The organism is Pseudomonas entomophila, assembly GCF_023277925.1.
GTDB lineage: Bacteria > Pseudomonadota > Gammaproteobacteria > Pseudomonadales > Pseudomonadaceae > Aquipseudomonas > Aquipseudomonas entomophila_D.
Genome location: NZ_CP063832.1, coordinates 2973932 through 2996043, shown reverse-complemented (window position 1 = coordinate 2996043; position 22112 = coordinate 2973932). Strand labels below are relative to the sequence as shown.

General features: G+C 62.4%; 18 protein-coding genes. 16 read left to right on the top strand and 2 right to left on the bottom strand.

Annotated features, from left to right (window positions below; genetic code table 11):
- Positions 1 to 10: 10 nt before the first annotated feature.
- Both IM733_RS13160 and map read right to left on the bottom strand, forming a co-directional pair.
- Positions 11 to 2713 carry a [protein-PII] uridylyltransferase gene (locus tag IM733_RS13160; RefSeq protein WP_248917087.1) on the bottom strand — a complete coding sequence of 901 codons (2703 nt, stop codon included), beginning with the start codon at positions 2711 to 2713 and terminating at the stop codon, positions 11 to 13.
- Between the two features lie 26 nt (positions 2714 to 2739).
- Entirely contained in the window at positions 2740 to 3522 is a 783-nt protein-coding gene (gene map, locus IM733_RS13155; protein ID WP_248917086.1) for a type I methionyl aminopeptidase, read from the bottom strand.
- Positions 3523 to 3869: 347 nt separating this feature from the next.
- On the opposite strand from map, the gene rpsB reads away from it, so the two are divergent.
- The 16 genes from rpsB to dnaE all read left to right on the top strand — a co-directional run bounded on the left by rpsB (position 3870) and on the right by dnaE (position 22077).
- Positions 3870 to 4607 (top strand): 30S ribosomal protein S2, encoded by a 738-nt coding sequence (gene rpsB / locus IM733_RS13150; protein ID WP_011535280.1) that lies wholly within the window; start codon positions 3870 to 3872, stop codon positions 4605 to 4607.
- A gap of 187 nt (positions 4608 to 4794) precedes the next feature.
- Complete coding sequence (tsf, locus tag IM733_RS13145; RefSeq protein WP_008094914.1) at positions 4795 to 5658, top strand: translation elongation factor Ts; 864 nt, start codon at positions 4795 to 4797, stop codon at positions 5656 to 5658.
- A gap of 181 nt (positions 5659 to 5839) precedes the next feature.
- Positions 5840 to 6583, top strand: a complete 744-nt coding sequence (gene pyrH, locus IM733_RS13140; RefSeq protein WP_011535278.1) for a UMP kinase — start codon at positions 5840 to 5842, stop codon at positions 6581 to 6583.
- On the top strand, positions 6580 to 7137 hold the full coding sequence (frr, locus tag IM733_RS13135) for a ribosome recycling factor (protein WP_248917085.1): 558 nt from the start codon (positions 6580 to 6582) through the stop codon (positions 7135 to 7137). Before pyrH ends, frr begins: the two co-directional genes overlap by 4 nt.
- 15 nt (positions 7138 to 7152) lie before the next feature.
- Positions 7153 to 7908, top strand: coding sequence for a polyprenyl diphosphate synthase (gene uppS / locus IM733_RS13130; RefSeq protein ID WP_011535276.1), 756 nt, complete (start codon positions 7153 to 7155; stop codon positions 7906 to 7908).
- Positions 7908 to 8723 carry a phosphatidate cytidylyltransferase gene (locus tag IM733_RS13125; protein WP_248917084.1) on the top strand — a complete coding sequence of 272 codons (816 nt, stop codon included), beginning with the start codon at positions 7908 to 7910 and terminating at the stop codon, positions 8721 to 8723. The genes uppS and IM733_RS13125 overlap by 1 nt, the downstream gene beginning before the upstream one ends.
- Positions 8720 to 9910, top strand: a complete 1191-nt coding sequence (gene ispC, locus IM733_RS13120; RefSeq protein ID WP_248917083.1) for a 1-deoxy-D-xylulose-5-phosphate reductoisomerase — start codon at positions 8720 to 8722, stop codon at positions 9908 to 9910. Before IM733_RS13125 ends, ispC begins: the two co-directional genes overlap by 4 nt.
- 43 nt (positions 9911 to 9953) lie before the next feature.
- Positions 9954 to 11306, top strand: a complete 1353-nt coding sequence (gene rseP, locus IM733_RS13115; RefSeq protein ID WP_248917082.1) for an RIP metalloprotease RseP — start codon at positions 9954 to 9956, stop codon at positions 11304 to 11306.
- 75 nt (positions 11307 to 11381) lie between these two features.
- Positions 11382 to 13745: an outer membrane protein assembly factor BamA gene (gene bamA / locus IM733_RS13110; protein ID WP_248917081.1), complete on the top strand. Its 2364-nt coding sequence runs from the start codon at positions 11382 to 11384 to the stop codon at positions 13743 to 13745.
- Between the two features lie 44 nt (positions 13746 to 13789).
- Positions 13790 to 14293 (top strand): OmpH family outer membrane protein, encoded by a 504-nt coding sequence (locus IM733_RS13105; RefSeq protein ID WP_011535271.1) that lies wholly within the window; start codon positions 13790 to 13792, stop codon positions 14291 to 14293.
- Position 14294: 1 nt separating this feature from the next.
- Entirely contained in the window at positions 14295 to 15350 is a 1056-nt protein-coding gene (gene lpxD, locus IM733_RS13100) for a UDP-3-O-(3-hydroxymyristoyl)glucosamine N-acyltransferase (RefSeq protein ID WP_248917080.1), read from the top strand.
- A gap of 114 nt (positions 15351 to 15464) precedes the next feature.
- Positions 15465 to 15905, top strand: a complete 441-nt coding sequence (gene fabZ / locus IM733_RS13095; protein ID WP_011535269.1) for a 3-hydroxyacyl-ACP dehydratase FabZ — start codon at positions 15465 to 15467, stop codon at positions 15903 to 15905.
- On the top strand, positions 15902 to 16678 hold the full coding sequence (gene lpxA, locus IM733_RS13090; RefSeq protein ID WP_240063838.1) for an acyl-ACP--UDP-N-acetylglucosamine O-acyltransferase: 777 nt from the start codon (positions 15902 to 15904) through the stop codon (positions 16676 to 16678). Before fabZ ends, lpxA begins: the two co-directional genes overlap by 4 nt.
- 1 nt (position 16679) lies before the next feature.
- A complete protein-coding gene (lpxB, locus tag IM733_RS13085; RefSeq protein WP_248917079.1) occupies positions 16680 to 17807 on the top strand; it encodes a lipid-A-disaccharide synthase in 1128 nt (375 codons plus the stop codon).
- A 1-nt stretch (position 17808) separates the two neighbouring features.
- Positions 17809 to 18432, top strand: a complete 624-nt coding sequence (rnhB, locus tag IM733_RS13080) for a ribonuclease HII (RefSeq protein ID WP_248917078.1) — start codon at positions 17809 to 17811, stop codon at positions 18430 to 18432.
- 120 nt (positions 18433 to 18552) lie between these two features.
- Complete coding sequence (gene dnaE / locus IM733_RS13075; protein ID WP_248917077.1) at positions 18553 to 22077, top strand: DNA polymerase III subunit alpha; 3525 nt, start codon at positions 18553 to 18555, stop codon at positions 22075 to 22077.
- Positions 22078 to 22112 lie beyond the last annotated feature (35 nt).

Genomic DNA, 22112 nt, shown 5'->3' with positions numbered 1-22112 from the left:
CTCGTAATCGTCAAAAGGTCATGCGGGAAGGGCTGGCTTCGCTGGCCTGGCCGGCCTGCAACTGCTGGACGATGGCCTCCTGCAGGCGGCTGCACAGCTGCGGGTCGGACAGCGGCTGGTTGTCGGCGTCGGTGATGAAGAACACGTCTTCCACACGTTCGCCGAGGGTGGCGATCTTGGCGTTCTGCAGCGACAGGTCGAATTCCAGGAAGATCCGCCCGATCCGTGCGAGCAAGCCGGGGCGGTCGGGGGCGGTGATTTCGAGGATGGTCACCGGGCGCTGGGCGTCGTTGAGGATGGTCACCTGGGGCGGAAAGTCGAAGTGCTTGAGCTGGCGCGGCACCCGGCGCTGGATGATCGCCGGGTAGTCCTCGGGGGTGCGCAGCGCTTCGGTCAGGCCATCGCGGATCTGCTTGACCCGCTGCGGGTTGTCGCCGATCGAGCCGCCGTCGTTGTCGAGCACGATGTAGGTGTCGAGGGTGAACTGGCTGCTGGAGGTGATGATGCGGGCGTCGTGGATGTTCAGGTTGAGCTGCGCCATGGCAGCCACGGTCACGGCGAAGAAATCGTGCTGGTCGGGGGCATAGATGAAGATCTGCGTGCCGCCCTCGAACTCGCGCTGGGTGGTTTCCTTGATCAGCACCAGCGGGCCGCTGTCGGCGGGTTGCTGGAGGATGGCGTCGCTGTGCCAGGCCACGTCGGCGGCATTGTGCTTGAGGAAGTAGTCATCACCCAGTTGCGACCAGAGCTGTTCGACGTCGTCCGGGTCGGTGCCCTCGCGCACCAGGATGTCCAGTGCGGCGCTCTGGGTCTGGCGGATCTGCTCCTCGCGGTCCAGCGGGTTTTCCAGGCCCCGGCGCAAGGCGCGCTTGGTTTCGGTGTAGAGCTGGCGCAACAGGCTCGCCCGCCAGGAGTTCCACAGGCTGGGGTTGGTGGCGTTGATATCGGCCACGGTCAGTACGTAGAGGTAGTCCAGGCGTGTCTCGTCGCCCACGTGCAGGGCGAAATCGTTGATGACCTGCGGGTCGGACAGGTCCTTGCGCTGGGCGGTGGTGGACATCACCAGGTGGTTCTGCACCAGCCAGACGATCAGGCGGCTGTCCCAGGCGGGCAACTGGTGGCGCGCACAGAACGCCTGGGCATCCACCGCGCCCAACTCGGAGTGGTCACCCTGGCGGCCTTTGCCGATGTCGTGGTACAGGCCGGCCAGGTAGATCAGTTCGGGCTTGGGCAGGCGGCCCATGAGCTTGCTGGCCAGCGGGAATTTCTCCGAAACCGGGGTGTACTGCAGCTTGCGCAGGTGCTTGATCAGGTTGAGGGTGTGGGCATCGACCGTATAGATGTGGAACAGGTCGTGCTGCATCTGCCCGACGATCAGGCCGAACTCCGGCAGGTAGCGGCCGAGAATGCCGTAGCGGTTCATCCGCCGCAGGTTGCGATGGATACCGATTTCGCACTTGAACAGCTCGATGAACAGGCTGGTGTTGCGGATATCGTTGCGGAACTTGTCGTCGATCAAGTGGCGGTGTTCGCGCAACAGGCGCACGGTGTCGGCGCGCACCCCCTTGATCTCGGGGTGCTGGGCCATCAGCACGAAGATTTCCAGCATGGCGAACGGCGTGCGCTTGAACACGTTCGGATTGACCGCTTCTATATAGCCGTCATGCAGGCGGAAGCGGGTATTGAGCGGTTGCGTGGTACCACTGTCGTCGTCGGCGAGGATCACTTCCTCGAAGTGCTGGATGATCAGGTCGCACAGTTGGCTGATGCTCATCACCACCCGGTAGTACTGCTGCATGAACTGTTCGATGGCGCGCTTGGGGTTCTCGTCGTTGAAGCCCAACAGCGTTGCGATGCTGCGCTGGTGGTCGAACAGCAGGCGATCCTCGGCGCGCCCGGCGAGCATGTGCAGGGCGTAGCGCACGCGCCAGAGGAAGGCTTGGGAGGAGGCCAGCAGTTCGTTCTCGCTCTCCAGCAGGAAGTCCTCGCCAGCCAGGGCATGCAGGTTCAGTGTGCCGTACTGGCGACGAGCTACCCACAATACGGTCTGGATATCGCGCAGGCCGCCCGGGCCGCCCTTGACGTTGGGTTCGAGGTTGTACTCGGTGTCGTTGTACTTGTGGTGGCGGGCCTTGAGTTCGGCGCGCTTGGCGAGGAAAAACTCCTTGCTCGGCCACATGTACGCGGTGCTGGTGGCATCGAGCATGCGCAGGCGCAGTGGCTCTGGGCCGGCGATGGTGCGGCTTTCCATCAGGTTGGTGATGACCGTCAGGTCGGCGCGGGCCTGCTCGGCGCATTCATCGACGGTGCGCACGCTCTGGCCGACTTCCAGGCCGATATCCCACAACAGTGTGAGGAAGCGCTCGATGGCGTCGCGGTACTGCTCGTGCTCGGCGGCATCGAGCAGGATCAGCAGGTCGATGTCGGAGTAGGGGTGCAGTTCGCCGCGGCCGTAGCCGCCCACCGCCACCAGGGCGATGCCGTCCGTTTTGCCCCAGTCGAACTGGTTCCAGGCCTGTTGCAGGATGTTGTCGACGAACCAGGCGCGGTCCTCGATCAGCCGGCGGATCTCGCGGCCTTCGCGGAAACGCTTGTCGAGCACTTCGCCAGCCATGCGGATGGCTTTCTTGAAGGCGGCGATGGGGCTTGCCTTGAGGGCCAGTTCCGCCTGGAACTGGCCGCGGTCGAACAGCTCGGGATCCACCTGGGGCATCGAGTCGCGTTCCTGTGATGTGAAGGTCAGGCCGAGGTGCGCGGGATGGTGTCGTCCTTGCGCAGGGTGAAGATCTCGTAGCCGGTGGCGGTTACCACCAGCGTGTGCTCCCACTGGGCGGAGAGCTTGCGATCCTTGGTGATGGCGGTCCAGCCGTCGCCGAGTACCTTGGTGTCGGCCTTGCCTTGGTTGATCATCGGCTCGATGGTGAAGGTCATGCCTTCCTTGAGCTCCATGCCGGTGCCGGCCCTGCCGTAGTGCAGGATCTGCGGCTCTTCGTGGAATACCTTGCCGATACCATGGCCGCAGAATTCGCGTACCACCGAGAAGCCATTCTTTTCAGCGTGCTTCTGGATCACTTCGCCGATGTCGCCCAGGCGGCAGCCCGGCTTGACCAGCTCGATGGCCTTGTACATGCACTCCTGCGTCACCTTCGACAGGCGCGCAGCCCACTCCGGGACCTCGCCGACATGGAACATGCGGCTGGTATCGCCGTGGTAGCCGTCCTTGATCACGGTGACGTCGATATTGAGGGTGTCGCCCTTCTTCAACGGCTTGTCGTTGGGGATGCCGTGGCACACCACATGGTTGATCGAGGTGCAGATCGATTTCGGGTAGCCCTTGTAGTTGAGCGGTGCCGGAATGGCCTGCTGGACGTTGACGATGTAGTCGTGGCAGATGCGGTCGAGCGCTTCGGTGGTGATGCCGGGCTTGACGTGTTCCTCGATCATTTCGAGGACTTCGGCGGCCAGGCGGCCGGCGACGCGCATCTTCTCGATGTCTTCTGCGGTCTTGATGGTGACGGTCATTACAGGCTCTCTACGGCGCCGCGTGCGGCGCGAACGAACGGGAAAGGCCGGATTCTACCAGAGCATGGCGGCGATCTGGCGGGATAATCCCGAGGATTCAGTGGTCTGTTGAAGGCATTCTGGCCCTAAAGCCTGGGTGCTGCAAAAGCCACTGACGGACGAATCATTATTCGGGTTTCGTTCGGTCGTGGTCTGTGGTATAAAATGCGCCGCTTTCGGGGGATGACCTCCGTAAGCTCAAACCCACACACGTGTCGACACGATGGCCTGGGTGCCCGGTCTCCTCGGAGATTCGGGTTGGTCATTGGGATACGTGGAGGCCCAACCCGACTTATCAAGGAACTATCATGTCCCAAGTCAACATGCGCGATATGCTGAAGGCCGGTGTGCACTTCGGCCACCAGACCCGTTACTGGAACCCGAAAATGGGCAAGTACATTTTCGGCGCGCGTAACAAGATTCACATCATCAACCTGGAAAAAACCCTGCCGATGTTCAACGACGCCCTGGCGTTCGTAGAGCGCCTGGCCCAGGGCAAGAACAAGATCATGTTCGTCGGCACCAAGCGTTCCGCCGGCAAGATCGTCGCCGAGCAAGCTGCTCGTTGCGGTTCGCCATACGTTGACCACCGCTGGTTGGGCGGCATGCTGACCAACTACAAGACCATCCGCGCTTCGATCAAGCGTCTGCGCGACCTGGAAACCCAGGCCGAAGACGGCACTTTCGCCAAGCTGACCAAGAAAGAAGCCCTGATGCGTTCCCGCGACCTGGAAAAACTGGATCGCAGCCTGGGTGGTATCAAGGACATGGGCGGCCTGCCTGATGCCCTGTTCGTGATCGACGTCGACCACGAGCGCATTGCTATCACCGAAGCCAACAAGCTGGGCATCCCGGTCATCGGCGTTGTCGATACCAACAGCAGCCCGGAAGGTGTTGACTTCGTCATCCCAGGTAACGACGACGCCATTCGCGCCATCGAGCTGTACATGACTTCGATGGCTGACGCCGTCATCCGCGGCCGCAACAACGTTGCTGGCGGCACTGAAGTCTACGCTGAAGAAGCGGCTGCACCTGCTGCTGAGTAATTGACGCTTAGCGTCTGACTTGGCACGCGAAAAGGGGGCTTGGCCCCCTTTTTGCCACCTTGAAATCCTGCTGTCAGCGAAGGCCCCGCATTATGGGTTGGCTGATGTAGAAACAGCGGATTTGCAGAATTTAACGCCCGTGACGAACGGGTGGAATGGTTGAAAAACTTTCCAAGAGGATTTTGAAATGGCAGCAATTACTGCGGCGCTGGTCAAAGAACTGCGCGAGCGTACCGGCGAAGGCATGATGGATTGCAAGAAGGCCCTGGAAAAGGCCGGCGGCGACATCGAGAAAGCCATTGACGACATGCGTGCCTCGGGCGCCATCAAGGCCGCCAAAAAAGCGGGCAACGTTGCCGCTGAAGGTGCTATCGCCGTCAAGACCGACGGTAAATCCGCCGTCCTGCTGGAAGTGAACTCGCAGACCGACTTCCTGGCTCTGCAAGACGACTTCAAGAACTTCGTGGCTGAAAGCCTCGAAGAAGCCTTCGCCCAGAAGCTGACCGACGCCGCTCCGCTGATCGCCTCGCGTGAAGCTGCTCGTGAAGCCCTGGTCGCCAAGTGCGGCGAAAACGTCAACATCCGTCGCCTGGTGCGCGTAGAGGGCGACGTTGTCGGCGCCTACCTGCACGGCAACAAGATCGGTGCTGTCGTTGTCCTGAAAGGCGGCGACGTCGAGCTGGCCAAGAACATCGCCATGCACGTTGCAGCGTCGAACCCAGAGTTCCTGGATGCGTCGGAAATCTCTGCCGAGGCCATCGAGCGCGAGAAGAACGTCTTCCTGCAGCTGAACGCCGACAAGATCGCCGGCAAGCCGGAAAACATCGTTGAGAACATGATCAACGGTCGTATCACCAAGTTCAAAGCCGAAGCCTCGCTGAAAGAGCAAGCCTTCGTCATGAACCCAGAAGTCAAGGTTGGCGAGCTGGCCAAGAAAGCCGGTGCTGAAATCGTTTCCTTCACCTACTTCAAGGTTGGCGAAGGCATCGAGAAGCCGGTTGACGACTTCGCTGCAGAAGTTGCCGCCCAGGTAGCTGCCGCCAAGCAGTAAGACAGACTCGTCTGTCGCCCCAAAGAGGCTGCCCGCTCACGCGCGCAGCCTCTTTGTCAAAACGGCCGCGGGTTTATAAAGCCCGAGGCTGCTGGCACTGAAGCAGTGCCACGCTACAGTTAGCAGGCTGCAAACAGCCCGCACGGAATTTTCTAAAAGTACGCCGCAGGAGAGACTCGCAATGGCTCAGCAGGTGAGTGGTCGCCAACCTCGCTATAAACGCATTTTGCTCAAACTTAGCGGCGAGGCCCTGATGGGCTCGGAAGACTTCGGGATTGACCCGAAGGTGCTGGATCGCATGGCCCTGGAAATCGGCCAACTGGTCGGGATCGGTGTCCAGGTGGGCCTGGTGATCGGTGGTGGCAACTTGTTCCGCGGCGCGGCGCTCAGCGCGGCCGGCATGGATCGCGTCACCGGCGACCACATGGGGATGCTGGCCACCGTGATGAACGGCCTGGCCATGCGTGACGCCCTGGAGCGTTCGAACATCCCGGCTCTGGTCATGTCGGCCATTTCCATGGTCGGCGTCACCGATCATTACGATCGTCGCAAAGCTATTCGCCACCTCAACACCGGGGATGTGGTAATTTTCTCCGCCGGTACTGGCAACCCGTTCTTCACCACCGACTCCGCAGCGTGCCTGCGCGCGATCGAAATCGACGCCGATGTGGTGCTGAAGGCGACCAAGGTCGACGGTGTGTACACTGCCGATCCATTCAAGGACCCGCATGCCGAGAAGTTCGATCACCTCACCTACGACGAGGTGCTGGATCGCAAGCTCGGTGTCATGGACTTGACCGCAATCTGCCTGTGTCGCGACCACAAGATGCCATTGCGGGTATTCAACATGAACAAGCCTGGCGCCCTGCTGAATATCGTGGTAGGTGGCGCTGAAGGTACTTTGATCGAGGAAGGCCAAGCATGATCAACGACATCAAGAAAGACGCGCAGGAGCGCATGGGCAAGTCCATCGAGGCCCTGGGCCGCAATCTGGCGTCCATCCGTACCGGCCGTGCCCACCCAAGCATCCTGGACAGCGTCAAGGTTCCGGCCTGGGGTAGCGACATGCCGCTGAACCAGGTGGCCGCGATCACCGTCGAGGATGCCCGCACCCTGAAGATCGTCGCTCATGACAAGAACCTGAGTGCCGCCATCGAGAAGGCCATCCTGACCTCCGACCTGGGCTTGAACCCCTCCAGCGCCGGCACCACCATCCGCGTACCGATGCCCGCCCTGACCGAGGAAACCCGCAAGGGTTACACCAAGCAGGCCAGCGGTGTTGCCGAAGACGCCAAGGTCGCCGTGCGCAACGTGCGCCGTGACGCGCTCGCCGACCTGAAGAAGCTGACCAAGGACAAGGAAATCAGCGAAGACGAAGAGCGTCGTGCCGCTGACGAGATCCAGAAGCTGACCGACAAGTTCGTCGCCGAAATCGACGCTGCGTTCAAAGCCAAGGAAAAGGACCTGTTGGCCGTCTAAGGCCGAGGTTTTTTAATGGAAAAGACCAAGCTGGCGGCACCGTCCTCGGTGCCGCGTCACGTCGCGATCATCATGGATGGCAATAATCGTTGGGCGAAGAAGCGCCTTTTGCCTGGCGTTGCCGGGCACAAGGCTGGCGTCGATGCCGTGCGTGCGGTTATCGAAGTCTGTGCCCAGTCCGGGGTCGAGGTGTTGACCCTGTTCGCCTTCTCCAGCGAGAACTGGCAGCGTCCGGCGGAAGAGGTAGGCGCGTTGATGGAGCTGTTCTTCTCGGCGTTGCGCCGTGAAGCCAAGCGCCTTAACGAGAACAACATCAGCCTGCGCATCATCGGTGACCGTTCGCGCTTCCATCCGGAGTTGCAGGCGGCCATGCGTGAGGCTGAGGCGCTGACGGCCGGCAATAACCGCTTCATCCTGCAGATCGCCGCCAACTACGGCGGTCAGTGGGATATCGCCCAGGCCGCGCAGCGCCTGGCGCGTGAGGTTCAGGCAGGTCATCTGCGTCCGGACGACATCACGCCTGACCTGTTGCAGGCGTGCCTGGCTACGGGCGACCTGCCGTTGCCTGATCTGTGCATTCGTACCGGTGGTGAGCGTCGCATCAGCAATTTTCTGTTGTGGCAGCTGGCCTACGCCGAACTGTACTTCTCCGACCTGTTCTGGCCGGACTTCAAACACGAGGCCATGCGCACCGCGCTGGCCGATTTCGCTTCGCGCCAGCGCCGCTTCGGTAAGACCAGCGAGCAGGTCGAGGCTGGAGCCCGTGCTTAATGCTTAAACAACGCATCATTACTGCGCTGATCCTGCTGCCGGTCGCGTTGGGTGGGTTTTTCCTGCTCAATGGCGGCGATTTCGCGCTGTTCATCGGCTTCGTGGTCACCCTGGGTGCCTGGGAGTGGGCCCGTCTGGCCGGCCTGGTGGCTCAGTCCGTGCGTATCGCATACGCCGTAGTGGTTGCTGGGGCGCTGATGCTGCTCTACCTGATGCCGGACCTAGCGCCTTGGGTGCTGGGCGCTTCGGTGATCTGGTGGGCCCTGGCCACCTGGCTGGTGCTCACCTATCCGCGCAGCAACGATTTGTGGAGCAGCGCCGCCTGTCGCCTGCTCATCGGCCTGCTGGTGCTGCTGCCGGCCTGGCAAGGCCTGGTGCTGCTCAAGCACTGGCCGCTGGGCAACTGGCTGATCCTGGCGGTCATGGTGCTGGTGTGGGCCGCGGACATCGGCGCCTACTTCTCCGGGCGGGCCTTCGGCAAGCGCAAGCTGGCGCCGCAGGTCAGCCCTGGCAAAAGCTGGGAGGGGGTGTACGGCGGCCTGGTGGTCAGCCTGTTGATTACCCTGGGGGTCGGTCTGGCGCGCGACTGGAGTGTCGGCCAACTGCTGCTGGGGCTGCTGGGTGCGGTCGTGGTGGTGATGTCCTCGGTGGTGGGTGACCTGACCGAGAGCATGTTCAAGCGCCGTGAAGGCATCAAGGACAGCAGCAACCTGCTGCCCGGTCATGGCGGCGTGCTCGATCGCATCGACAGCCTGACTGCGGCCATCCCGATGTTCGCCGTACTGTTGTGGGCTGCCGAGTGGGGTGTGATGTGAGCCGTCTTCAACGCATAACCGTGCTCGGTGCTACGGGCTCCATTGGCTTGAGCACCCTCAATGTCATTGCCCGGCACCCTGATCGCTACCAGGTGTTCGCACTGAGCGGCTACTCCCGTCTCGACGAGTTGCTGGCCTTGTGCGAGCGGCATCGGCCTGCCTATGCAGTCGTTCCCTCTGCGGACGCCGCTGCGCGTTTGCGTGAGGGGTTGGCGCGCGCAGGTTGCGCCACCGAGGTTCTTGAGGGCGAGGCCGGGCTCTGCCAAGTGGCGGCTGCGTCTGAAGTGGATACCGTGATGGCGGCCATTGTCGGCGCTGCCGGGCTGCGGCCGACGCTGGCGGCGGTCGAGGCCGGCAAGAAGGTCCTGCTGGCCAACAAGGAAGCGCTGGTGATGTCTGGCGCCTTGTTCATGGATGCGGTGCAGCGCAGTGGTGCGGTGCTGCTGCCGATCGACAGCGAGCACAACGCGATTTTCCAATGCATGCCCACGGACTTTGCCCGAGGGTTGGGCAATGTCGGTGTGCGGCGCATCCTGCTGACCGCCTCGGGAGGCCCGTTCCGCGAAACGCCCGTGGCGGCCTTGCAGGATGTCACGCCAGAGCAGGCGTGCGCCCACCCTAACTGGTCCATGGGGCGCAAGATATCGGTCGATTCGGCAAGCATGTTGAACAAGGGGCTGGAGCTGATCGAAGCCTGTTGGCTGTTCGACGCCAAGCCAGCCCAGGTCGAAGTGGTGGTGCACCCGCAGAGTGTCATTCACTCGTTGGTGGATTACGTCGATGGCTCGGTGCTCGCCCAGTTGGGCAACCCGGACATGCGCACGCCGATCACCAACGCGCTGGCCTGGCCCGAGCGCATCGACTCCGGCGTGGCGCCGCTGGACCTGTTTGCCATCGCTCGTCTGGATTTCCAGGCGCCCGACGAACAGCGCTTCCCTTGCCTGCGCCTGGCACGTCAGGCTGCCGAGGCCGGCAACAGTGCGCCCGCCGTGCTCAACGCCGCCAACGAAGTGGCGGTGGATGCGTTTCTCCAGCGGCGTATCCGCTTCCCGGAGATCGCGGGTATGATCGAACAGGTGCTCGACCAGGAGCCTGTGGTGCCGCTCACCACGCTGGATGCGGTGTTCGCCGCCGACCAGCGGGCCCGGGAACTGTCCCGGGAATGGTTGAGGCGCCACGGCCGCTGATCGGCGGTGGCCCGCCACGCCGAACGTCATCCGGAGATAGAACATGACTGCGCTCTACATGATTATCGGCACCCTGGTGGCCCTGGGTGTGCTGGTCACCTTCCATGAATTCGGTCACTTCTGGGTGGCGCGGCGTTGTGGGGTCAAGGTGCTGCGCTTCTCGGTGGGCTTCGGTACGCCACTGTTGCGTTGGCATGACCGGCACGGCACCGAGTTCGTGGTCGCGGCGATCCCGCTGGGTGGTTACGTCAAGATGCTCGACGAGCGCGAGGGCGAAGTCCCGCCTGCGCTGGTCGAGCAGTCGTTCAACCGCAAGTCGGTGCGCCAGCGCATCGCCATCGTCGCTGCCGGCCCCATTGCCAACTTCCTGCTGGCGATCCTGTTCTTCTGGTTCATCGCCATGCTGGGCACGCAACAGGTACGCCCGGTCATTGGCGCGGTCGAGGCGGGCAGCCTGGCGGCGACCGCCGGTCTGGGCGCTGGGCAGGAAATCGTTTCCATCGATGGCAAGCCGACCAATGGCTGGTCGGCGGTCAACCTGCAGCTGGTTCGCCGCCTGGGTGAGAGTGGCACCTTGCGCGTCGGTGTGCTCGACGAGGGCGCCACGGTCGAGCGTCAGCACGATGTCCAGCTGAGCCACTGGCTCAAGGGTGTCGATGAGCCTGACCCGATCCAGTCCCTGGGGCTGCGCCCTTGGCGCCCGGCGGTCGAGCCGGTGCTGGCCGAGATCGATCCGAAAGGCCCGGCCGCCGCGGCGGGGCTCAAGACCGGTGACAAACTGCTTGCCCTCGATGGCGTCGCGCTGAGCGACTGGCAGCAGGTGGTCGACGCGGTCCGTGCCCGACCTGAAAGCAAGGTGAGCCTGCGCATAGCGCGTGATGGCGCGCAGTTGGACATTCCGGTCACGCTCGCGCGAAAAGGTGAGGGCCAGGCGTCGGGGGGTTATCTGGGGGCTGGCGTCAAGGCGGCGCAATGGCCGGCGCAGATGCTTCGCGAGGTTAGCTACGGCCCGCTGGAGGCGGTGGGGGAGGGGCTTTCGCGCACCTGGAACATGAGTGTCCTGACCCTCGAATCGCTGAAGAAAATGCTGTTCGGAGAGCTCTCGGTAAAAAACTTGAGCGGACCGATAACCATTGCTAAAGTGGCGGGCGCTTCAGCCCAGTCGGGCGTTGGGGATTTCCTGAATTTCCTGGCCTATCTGAGCATAAGCCTGGGGGTTCTGAACCTGCTGCCCATCCCGGTACTGGATGGGGGGCATTTGCTGTTCTACCTGATCGAGTGGGCGCGCGGTCGTCCGCTCTCGGATCGGGTGCAAGGTTGGGGGGTCCAGATCGGTATCAGTTTGGTCGTCGGGGTGATGTTGCTCGCCCTGATCAATGATCTGGGTCGACTATAAAAGCTTCGCTCAATCGCGAAACCTGCCGCTTCATCGCGGCGGGTTGTTTATTGCCAGTTGGAATAAAAGGACTTCATGAAACGTCTGCTGCTAACTGCGGTGCTCTCCGCACTGATGATCGCTGAAGTTCACGCCGAGTCCTTCACCATCTCCGATATTCGTGTCAACGGCTTGCAGCGGGTCTCCGCCGGCAGCGTGTTCGGCGCGTTGCCGCTGAACGTCGGCGATCAGGTCGATGATCGCCGCTTGGTCGACTCCACCCGCTCGCTGTTCAAGACCGGCTTCTTCCAGGACATCCAGCTGAACCGCGATGGCAATGTCCTGATCATCAACGTGGTCGAGCGCCCGTCGGTGTCGAGCATCGAGATCGAAGGCAACAAGGCGATCAGCACTGAAGACCTTATGAAGGGGCTCAAGCAGTCGGGCCTCGCCGAAGGCGAGATCTTCCAGCGTGCCACGCTCGAAGGCGTGCGTAACGAACTGCAGCGCCAGTACGTGGCCCAGGGCCGCTACTCCGCCGAAGTCGACGCCGAAGTCGTCCCCCAGCCGCGCAACCGCGTCGGCTTGAAGATCAAGATCAATGAAGGCACCGTGGCCGCGATCCAGCACATCAATGTGGTGGGCAACACGGTGTTCGACGACGAAACGCTGGGCCAGCTGTTCGAGCTCAAGACCACCAACTGGTTGTCGTTCTTCAAGAACGATGACAAGTACGCCCGTGAAAAGCTGTCCGGTGACCTGGAACGCCTGCGCTCCTACTACCTGGATCGCGGCTACATCAACATGGACATCGCCTCGACCCAGGTGTCGATCACCCCGGACAAGAAGCACGTCTACATCACCGTCAACATCAACGAAGGCGAGAAGTACACCGTTCGCGACGTGAAGCTGTCCGGTGACCTCAAGGTGCCGGAAGACCAGGTCAAGTCGCTGCTGCTGGTACAACCAGGTCAGGTATTCTCGCGCAAGGTGATGACCACCACGTCCGACCTGATTACCCGTCGCTTGGGTAACGAAGGCTACACCTTCGCCAACGTCAACGGCGTGCCGCAACCGAACGACCAGGATCACACCGTCGACATCATGTTCGTCGTCGATCCGGGCAAGCGTGCCTACGTCAACCGCATCAACTATCGCGGCAACACCAAGACCGAAGACCAGGTGCTGCGTCGCGAGATGCGCCAGATGGAAGGCGGCTGGGCCTCGACCTACCTGATCGACCAGTCGAAGACCCGCCTCGAGCGCCTGGGCTTCTTCAAGGAAGTCAACGTCGAGACCCCGCCGGTGCCAGGCACCGACGACCAGGTCGACGTCAACTACAGCGTCGAAGAGCAGGCTTCCGGTTCGATCACCGCCAGCGTCGGTTTCGCCCAGAGCGCGGGCCTGATTCTTGGCGGTTCGATCAGCCAGACCAACTTCCTGGGTACCGGTAACAAGGTCTCCATCGGCCTGACCCGTTCCGAATACCAGACCCGCTACAACTTCGGCTTCGTCGACCCCTACTTCACCGCCGACGGTGTCAGCCTGGGCTACAACGCCTTCTACCGCAGCACCAACTACGACGACCTCGATGTCGACGTGGCCAGCTATGCGGTCGACAGCCTGGGTGCCGGCGTCAGCCTCGGCTACCCGATCAGCGAGACCTCGCGCCTGACCTATGGCCTGACCGTACAGCAGGACAAGCTCAAGACCGGCAAGTACACCGTCGACGAGATCTTCGATTTCGTCGACAAGGAAGGCGACAACTTCCTGAACTTCAAGGCCTCGATCGGCTGGTCTGAATCGACCCTGAACAAAGGCGTGCTGGCAACCCGTGGTCACTCGCAAAGCCTCACTCTGGAGTCCACCATCCCGGGCAGCGACCTGTCGTTCTACAAGCTCGACTACCGCGGCCAGCTGTTCAAGCCGATCAACAATGACTACACCCTGCGCCTGCATACCGAGCTGGGCTATGGTGATGGTTTCGGTGGCACTTCGGGCCTGCCGTTCTACGAGAACTACTACGCGGGTGGTTTCAACTCCGTGCGTGGCTTCAAGGACAGCAGCCTCGGACCACGCAGTACGCCTAGCCGCGGTGAAGGCAACCCTGGCGGAAAACCAGGCACCATCGCCGACCCGGACCAGGATCCGCTGCCGTTCGGTGGCAACGTGCTGGTGCAGGGTGGTGTCGAGTTGCTGTTCCCGCTGCCGTTCGTCAAGGACCAGCGCTCGCTGCGTACTTCCGTGTTCTGGGACGTGGGTAACGTGTTCGACACCAACTGCGGCAGCAAGCCTGATTGCGCGAAGGTCGGCTTCTCGGACATGGCCAGCTCCGTCGGTCTGGGCGTGACCTGGATTACCGCGCTGGGCCCGCTGAGCTTCAGCCTGGCAATGCCGATCAAGAAGCCGGACGACGCCGACACGCAAGTATTCCAATTCTCTCTGGGCCAGACCTTCTGAGGTCGGCCCTGGTTTAACGACAACGGTTTATCCAGGAGTTCATCGTGCGTAAGTTGACCCAACTGGCCATCCTGGCCGCGGCGCTGGTCGCCACCCCGGCTTTCGCCGAAATGAAGGTAGCCGTGCTGAACTATCAGATGGCTCTGCTCGAATCCGACGCGGCCAAGAAGTACGCCGTCGACGCCGAGAAGAAGTTCGGTCCGCAGCTGACCAAGCTCAAGGGCCTGGAAAGCAGCGCCAAAGGCATCCAGGACCGCCTGATCAAGGGCGGTGACAAGATGCCTCAGCCAGAGCGTGAGCGTCTGGAGCTCGAGTTCAAGCAAAAAGCGCGTGACTTCCAGTTCCAGTCGAAGGAACTGAACGAAGCCAAGGCCGTTGCCGACCGCGACATGCTCAAGCAGCTCAAGCCCAAGCTGGACGGCGCTGTCGAGGAAGTGATCAAGAAGGGTGGCTTCGACCTGGTGCTCGAGCGCGGCGCGGTCATCGATGTCAAACCTCAGTACGACATCACCCGCCAAGTCATCGAGCGCATGAACCAAGCGCGTTGATATGACCGTGACCATGACACTCGGCCAGCTGGCCGAGGCCCTCGGGGCCACGCTGAAAGGCCCCGAGGCGCTGCAGATTACCGGGCTGGCCACCTTGCAGGAGGCCGGCGCCGGGCAGTTGAGTTTTCTCGCCAACAAGCAGTACCGCAAGTTCCTGGACGACTCCCAGGCCAGTGCGGTGTTGCTCAAGGCCGAGGACGCCGAAGGCTTTGCCGGCAACGCCTTGATCGTGGCCGACCCCTATCTCGCCTATGCGCGCATCTCGCACCTGTTCGATCCAAAGCCCAGGGCTGTGGCGGGAATTCATCCCAGCGCCGTGGTGGCTGAAGACGCGCAGGTCGACGCCAGCGCCAGCATCGGTCCGTTCGTCGTGATCGAAAGCGGTGCCCGCATCGGTGCCGATGTGACCGTCGGTGCCCATTGCTTCATCGGTGCCCGCTGCGTGATCGGCGAAGGTGGCTGGCTCGCGCCGCGCGTCACGCTTTATCACGATGTCACCATCGGCAAGCGTGTGGTGATCCAGTCCGGTGCAGTGATCGGCGGCGAGGGCTTCGGCTTTGCCAACGAGAAGGGTATCTGGCGCAAGATCGCCCAGATTGGCGGTGTGACGTTGGGCGACGATGTGGAAATCGGTGTGAATACCGCCGTGGACCGCGGCGCGTTGTCCGACACGCGAATCGGTGATGGCGTCAAGCTCGACAACCAGATCCAGATCGCCCACAACGTGCAGGTCGGTGACCACACCGCGATGGCGGCATGCGTCGGGATTTCCGGTAGCACCCGTATTGGCAAGCACTGCATGATTGCCGGTGGCGTCGGCATGGTTGGCCATATCGATGTCTGCGACAATGTGTTCGTGTCCGGCATGACCATGGTGACCCGCTCCATTACCGAGCCGGGTGGCTATTCTTCCGGTACGGCCATGCAGCCTTTGGCCGAATGGCGCAAGAGCGCCGCGCGCATTCGCCAGTTGGATGAGATGTCCAAGCGTCTCCAGCAGCTGGAAAAACGAGTTGACACCGTGACCTCAGGTGGCCAGTCGACATCAGAAGGCTGATACCCTTTCCTGAGCGAGCGTTCACAGTCACTGGCTGGCTCCTCTTTGGATCTGCAAAAGGAGCGTGTGGTCGGTACCTGCGCTCCCTATTCTTATTACAGGCTTCCCCCCGAAATGATGGACATCAACGAGATTCGCGAATACCTGCCTCACCGTTACCCGTTCCTGCTGGTGGATCGCGTGACGGAGCTGGACTTCGAGGCCCAAAGCATTCGTGCCTACAAGAATGTCAGCATCAACGAGCCGTTCTTCAATGGCCACTTCCCGGCGCATCCGATCATGCCCGGCGTGCTGATCATCGAGGCGATGGCCCAGGCGGCCGGTATTCTCGGGTTCAAGATGCTCGACGCCAAGCCGGCCGACGGCACCCTCTACTACTTCGTCGGCTCCGACAAGCTGCGTTTCCGCCAGCCGGTGCTGCCGGGCGACCAGTTGGTGCTGGAAGCCAAGTTCCTCAGCCGTAAAAGCATGATCTGGAAGTTCGAGTGCCGTGCCCTGGTCGACGGCAAACCGGTCTGCTCGGCTGAAATCACCTGCGCGGAACGCTCCCTATGAGTTCGATTGATCCTCGGGCGATCATCGACCCTTCGGCCAAGCTGGCCGAAGGGGTCGAGGTCGGCCCCTGGTCGATCGTAGGCCCCGATGTGGAAATCGGGGAGGGCACCATCATTGGTCCGCATGTGGTGCTCAAGGGGCCGACCCGTATCGGCAAGCACAACCGCATCTACCAGTTCTCGTCGATTGGCGAAGACACCCCTGACATGAAGTACAAGGGTGAGCCAACGCGCCTGGTGATGGGTGATCACAACGTGATCCGCGAGGGCGTCACCATTCACCGTGGGACCATCCAGGACCGTTCGGAAACGACGCTGGGCGACCACAACCTGATCATGGCCTATGCCCACATCGGCCACGACAGCGTGATCGGCAACCACTGCATCCTGGTCAACAACACGGCGCTGGCTGGCCACGTGCATGTGGGCGATTGGGCGATCCTGTCGGGCTACACGCTGGTGCACCAGTACTGCCATATCGGTGCTCATGCGTTCTCTGGCATGGGGACGGCGATCGGCAAGGATGTACCGGCCTATGTCACGGTCTTCGGCAGCCCCGCCGAAGCGCGCAGCATGAACTTCGAAGGCCTGCGTCGCCGTGGTTTCAGCGATGAAGTGCTGCACGCGCTGCGCCGGGCCTACAAGATCGTCTACCGTCAGGGCCTCACCGTCGAAGAGGCGATGAAGGAACTGGACGAACTGGTCACTCAGTTCCCCGAAGTCGAATTGTTCCGCCAGTCGATCGCCAATTCCGCCCGCGGCATTACCCGCTGACATGGCTCAACTCTGTGTTGCGCTGGTCGCTGGCGAGGCCAGCGGCGACATCCTCGGTTCCGGCCTGATGCGCGCCATCAAGGCGCGCCACCCTGATGTGCGGTTCATCGGTGTCGGTGGCCCCCTGATGGAGGCCGAGGGCATGACCTCCTATTTCCCCATGGAGCGCCTGGCGGTCATGGGGCTGGTCGAAGTGCTCGGGCGCTTGCGCGAGCTGTTGAAGCGGCGCAAGGAGCTGATCCGGACGCTGATCGACGAAAAGCCCGACGTATTCATCGGCATCGATGCCCCCGACTTCACCCTCAACATCGAACTCAAGCTGCGTCAGGCCGGGATCAAGACCGTGCATTACGTCAGCCCTTCGGTTTGGGCCTGGCGGCAGAAGCGCGTGCTGAAGATCCGCGAAGGGTGCGACCTGATGCTCACCCTGTTGCCTTTCGAGGCGCGCTTCTACGAAGAGCAGGGCGTGCCGGTACGCTTTGTCGGTCACCCCCTGGCCGACACCATTCCCCTCGAGGCTGATCGCGGTGCCGCGCGTACCGAACTCGGTCTGGCCGAAGGCCCGGTTGTCGCCCTCATGCCGGGTAGCCGGGGTGGCGAAGTCGGGCGTCTGGGGGCGCTGTTCCTGGACGCCGCGCAGCGTTTGCGCGAGTTGGTGCCGGGCGTGCGTTTCGTCTTGCCCTGCGCCAATGCCGCACGGCGTGCCCAGGTCGAGCAGATGCTCGAGGGCCGCGACCTGCCGCTGACGCTGCTCGATGGCCGCTCGCACCAGGCCTTGGCCGCTTGCGACGCGGTGCTGATCGCCTCTGGCACGGCGACGCTCGAGGCGATGCTGTACAAACGCCCCATGGTCGTGGCCTATCGCTTGGCGCCATTGACCTACTGGATTCTCAAACGCATGGTCAAAAGCCCGTACGTGTCGCTGCCCAACCTGCTGGCCCAGCGGATGCTGGTGCCAGAGTTGCTGCAGGCTGCCGCCACCAGCGAAGCCCTGGCGCAGACTTTGGCGCCTCTGGTCAGGGACGGCTCGCAACAGACAGACAGTTTTGACCAGATTCACCGCACGCTGCGCCGCGACGCTTCCAACCAGGCGGCCGACGCGGTGCTTGCCCTGCTGAAGGACCGTTGACATGCAGATGGGGCTGGATTTCAACCTGGTCGAAGAGCTGGTGGCGGGTGTCGACGAGGTGGGCCGTGGCCCACTGTGCGGCGCCGTGGTCACCGCGGCGGTGATTCTCGATCCTCGCCGGCCGATCCTTGGCTTGAATGATTCGAAGAAACTCACCGAGGCCAAGCGCGATGCGCTGTTCGACGAGATCCGCGAGAAGGCGCTGAGCTTCTGCATTGCCCGGGCCGAGGTCGAGGAAATCGATCGTCTGAACATTCTCCAGGCCACCATGCTGGCCATGCAGCGTGCGGTCGAAGGGTTGCACATCACGCCGAAACTGGCGTTGATCGATGGCAACCGCTGCCCGAAGCTCGCGGTGCCGGCAGCACCAGTGGTCAAAGGTGATTCCCAGGTGCCGGCGATCGCGGCGGCTTCAATCCTGGCCAAGGTCACCCGTGACCGGGAGATGAGCGAGTTCGAGCTGGTCTACCCGGGGTACGGGATCGGCGGGCACAAGGGGTATCCGACCCCTGTGCACCTCGAGGCGCTGGCCCGCCTGGGGCCGACGCCTATCCATCGGCGTTCGTTCGCGCCGGTGCGGGCGGCGTGGGAGGCCCGCGAAGGGTTTTCCAACGCCTTGATCTGATCAGGGGCCCGTTCGCCGGCAAGCCGGCTCCAGGTGAGCGGGCCACGGTGTGGCCCGAAACCCATCGCCTTTTGCGCTACAATCCCGCCCTTGTCGTTCAGCTCTGCTACAGGATCTTCCATGTCGGTCTCCTTCGTTCACCTTCGCGTGCACTCCGAATTCTCCCTGGTCGATGGCCTGGTGCGGATCAAGCCGCTGGCCAAAGCCTTGGCCGGGATGAACATGCCGGCGGTGGCGATCACCGACCAGAGCAACATGTGCTCGCTGGTGAAGTTCTACAAGACCGCGATGGGCGCCGGGATCAAGCCGATCTGCGGCGCCGACTTGTGGCTGGCTGGAGCGGATCCCGAAGCGCCGTTGTCGCGCATCTGCTTCCTGGCCATGAACCCCAAGGGCTACCGCAATCTCACCGAGTTGATCTCGCGGGGTTGGACCGATGGCCAACGCAACGGCCTGGTGATCATCCAGCGCGACTGGATTGCCCCGGCCAGCGAGGGCTTGATCGCCCTGTCCGCAGGCAAGGAAGGCGATATCGGCATGGCCCTGTTGGCCGGTCGCCAGGCTGAAGCCGAAGTCCTGCTCGGCGACTGGATGGGCATGTTCCCGGATCGCTTCTACGTCGAGGTGCAACGCACCAACCGCGCCGGCGATGAAGAATACGTGCATGCCGCCGTTGCCCTGGCCGACAAGTTTGGCGCGCCGCTGGTGGCGACCAACGACGTGCGTTTCATCAAGCAGACGGATTTCGACGCCCACGAGACCCGCGTATGCATCGGCGAGGGCTGGACCCTCGACGACCCACGCCGCCCGCGTGGCTACAGCGACCAGCAGTACTTGAAATCGGCCGAGGAAATGGCCGAATTGTTCAGTGACCTGCCCGATGCCATCGCCAATACCGTGGAGATCGCCAAGCGCTGCAACATCACCGTGCAGCTGGGCAAGTACTTCCTTCCTGACTTCCCCACGCCCAACGGCATGGGCATCGACGATTATCTGCGGCATGTCTCCCACGAAGGCCTGGAAGAGCGCCTGGCCGTGCTGTGGCCGAAAGAGACCACACCTAACTACGAAGAGAAGCGGCAGGTCTACCTGGACCGCCTGAAGTTCGAGCTGGACATCATCATCCAGATGGGCTTCCCCGGTTACTTCCTGATCGTCATGGACTTCATCAAGTGGGCCAAGAACAACGACGTGCCTGTCGGGCCGGGCCGGGGGTCGGGTGCCGGTTCGCTGGTGGCCTACGTGCTGAAGATCACCGACCTCGATCCGCTTGCCTACGACCTGCTGTTCGAACGTTTTCTCAACCCTGAACGTATTTCCATGCCCGACTTCGACGTCGACTTCTGCATGGATGGCCGCGACCGGGTGATTGACTACGTGGCCGAGGCTTACGGGCGCAACGCGGTGAGCCAGATCATCACCTTCGGCACCATGGCCGCCAAGGCGGTGGTGCGTGACGTGGCCCGGGTGCAGGGTAAATCATATGGCCTGGCCGACCGCCTGTCGAAGATGATCCCCTTCGAAGTGGGCATGACCCTGGAGAAGGCCTACGAGCAGGAAGAGATCCTGCGCGACTTCCTCAAGAGTGATGAGGACGGCCGCGAGATCTGGGACATGGCCCTCAAGCTCGAGGGTGTCACCCGGGGTACCGGCAAGCACGCCGGTGGCGTGGTGATCGCGCCGACCAAGCTCACCGACTTCTCGCCGATCGCCTGTGATGAAGAGGGCGGCGGCCTGGTGACCCAGTTCGACAAGGATGACGTCGAGGCTGCGGGCCTGGTGAAGTTCGACTTCCTCGGCCTGCGTACGCTGACGATCATCAAGTGGGCGATGGAGATCATCAACCGCGAGCAGAAAAAGAAGGACCTGCCCGACGTCAATATCGACTTCATCCCCCTGGATGATCGCAAGACGTACGAGCTGCTGCAGAAGGCCGAGACCACGGCGGTGTTCCAGCTCGAATCCCGCGGCATGAAGGAGCTGATCAAGAAGCTCAAGCCGGACTGCCTGGAAGACCTTATCGCGCTGGTGGCACTGTTCCGCCCGGGCCCGCTGCAATCGGGCATGGTGGATGACTTCATCAACCGCAAGCACGGCCGCGCCGAGCTGGCCTACCCGCACTCGGACTACCAGTACGAGGGGCTCAAGCCAGTCCTGGCACCGACCTACGGCATCATCCTGTACCAGGAACAGGTGATGCAGATCGCCCAGGTGATGGCGGGCTACACGCTCGGTGGCGCGGATATGCTGCGTCGGGCAATGGGTAAGAAAAAGCCCGAGGAAATGGCCAAGCAGCGCGGCGGCTTCATTGAAGGTTGCGTAGCCAACAATATCGATGCGGACCTGGCCGGCAACATCTTCGACCTGGTGGAGAAATTCGCCGGTTACGGCTTCAACAAATCCCACTCCGCCGCCTACGGCCTGGTGTCGTACCAGACCGCCTGGCTGAAGACCCATTACCCGGCGCCATTCATGGCCGCGGTACTGTCGGCGGATATGCACAACACCGACAAGGTGGTGGTGCTGGTCGAAGAGGTGCGCAGCATGAAGCTGCGCCTCGACGCACCGGATGTGAACTTCTCCGACTTCAAGTTCACCGTCAATGACGACGGCCGTATCGTCTACGGTTTGGGAGCGATCAAGGGCGTGGGCGAGGGCCCGGTGGAGGCGATCGTCGAGGCGCGCGCGCAAGGCGGCCCGTTCAAGGACCTGTTCGACTTCTGCGAGCGCATCGACCTCAAGCGCGTCAACAAACGCACCCTCGATGCCTTGATCCGCAGTGGCGCGCTGGACCGTCTTGGCCCGCACTTCCATGACGAGATCAAGGCTTACCAGGCCAACATCGACCGTAACCGGGCGACCTTGCTGTCGGCGCTGGGCGAGGCCGTCAAGGCCGCCGAGCAGGCTGCCCATACCGCTGACAGTGGTCATGTCGACCTGTTCGGCGGGATGTTCGACGCCGCCGATGCGGATGTTTACGCCAACCACCGCAAGGTGCGCGAGTTGACGCTCAAGGAGCGCCTCAAGGGCGAGAAGGATACCCTCGGCCTGTACCTCACCGGTCATCCGATCGACGAATACGAGACCGAGATCCGCCGCTTCGCCCGCCAGCGCATCGTCGACCTCAAGCCTGCGCGCGACACCCAGACCATCGCCGGCATGATCATTGCCCTGCGGGTGATGAAGAACAAGAAGGGCGACAAGATGGGCTTCGTCACCCTCGACGACCGTTCCGGGCGCATCGAGGCCTCGCTGTTCGCCGACGCCTTCATGGCGGCCCAGGCCCTGCTGCAGACCGACGCCATGGTGGTGGTGGAAGGGGAGGTGAGCAACGACGACTTCTCTGGAGGCCTGCGTCTGCGGGTCAAGACGGTGATGACCATGGAGGATGCGCGCACCAAGCTGGCCGAGAGCCTGCGCCTGAAGATCAGCCACGAAGCGCTGAAGGGGGACCGCCTCAGCTGGCTGGGCGAGCTGATCACCCGCCACCGCGGTGGCTGCCCGATCACCCTGGAGTACACCGGCAGCGACGCCAAGGCCATGCTGCAGTTCGGCGACCAGTGGTCTATCGACCCGGCCGATGGCCTGATTCAGGCACTGCGTGACCAGTTCGGGCGTGAGAACGTCTTCCTGCAATACCGTTGAAACGACGCATTTTAATCTCGACCTTTATGCGCCCT

Coding starts and splice junctions, on each gene's coding strand:
- IM733_RS13160 (WP_248917087.1), bottom strand. CDS start 2,713: ATGCCCCAGGTGGATCCCGAGCTGTTCGACCGCGGCCAGTTCCAGGCG.
- map (WP_248917086.1), bottom strand. CDS start 3,522: ATGACCGTCACCATCAAGACCGCAGAAGACATCGAGAAGATGCGCGTC.
- rpsB (WP_011535280.1), top strand. CDS start 3,870: ATGTCCCAAGTCAACATGCGCGATATGCTGAAGGCCGGTGTGCACTTC.
- tsf (WP_008094914.1), top strand. CDS start 4,795: ATGGCAGCAATTACTGCGGCGCTGGTCAAAGAACTGCGCGAGCGTACC.
- pyrH (WP_011535278.1), top strand. CDS start 5,840: ATGGCTCAGCAGGTGAGTGGTCGCCAACCTCGCTATAAACGCATTTTG.
- frr (WP_248917085.1), top strand. CDS start 6,580: ATGATCAACGACATCAAGAAAGACGCGCAGGAGCGCATGGGCAAGTCC.
- uppS (WP_011535276.1), top strand. CDS start 7,153: ATGGAAAAGACCAAGCTGGCGGCACCGTCCTCGGTGCCGCGTCACGTC.
- IM733_RS13125 (WP_248917084.1), top strand. CDS start 7,908: ATGCTTAAACAACGCATCATTACTGCGCTGATCCTGCTGCCGGTCGCG.
- rseP (WP_248917082.1), top strand. CDS start 9,954: ATGACTGCGCTCTACATGATTATCGGCACCCTGGTGGCCCTGGGTGTG.
- bamA (WP_248917081.1), top strand. CDS start 11,382: ATGAAACGTCTGCTGCTAACTGCGGTGCTCTCCGCACTGATGATCGCT.
- lpxD (WP_248917080.1), top strand. CDS start 14,295: ATGACCGTGACCATGACACTCGGCCAGCTGGCCGAGGCCCTCGGGGCC.
- fabZ (WP_011535269.1), top strand. CDS start 15,465: ATGATGGACATCAACGAGATTCGCGAATACCTGCCTCACCGTTACCCG.
- lpxA (WP_240063838.1), top strand. CDS start 15,902: ATGAGTTCGATTGATCCTCGGGCGATCATCGACCCTTCGGCCAAGCTG.
- lpxB (WP_248917079.1), top strand. CDS start 16,680: ATGGCTCAACTCTGTGTTGCGCTGGTCGCTGGCGAGGCCAGCGGCGAC.
- rnhB (WP_248917078.1), top strand. CDS start 17,809: ATGCAGATGGGGCTGGATTTCAACCTGGTCGAAGAGCTGGTGGCGGGT.
- dnaE (WP_248917077.1), top strand. CDS start 18,553: ATGTCGGTCTCCTTCGTTCACCTTCGCGTGCACTCCGAATTCTCCCTG.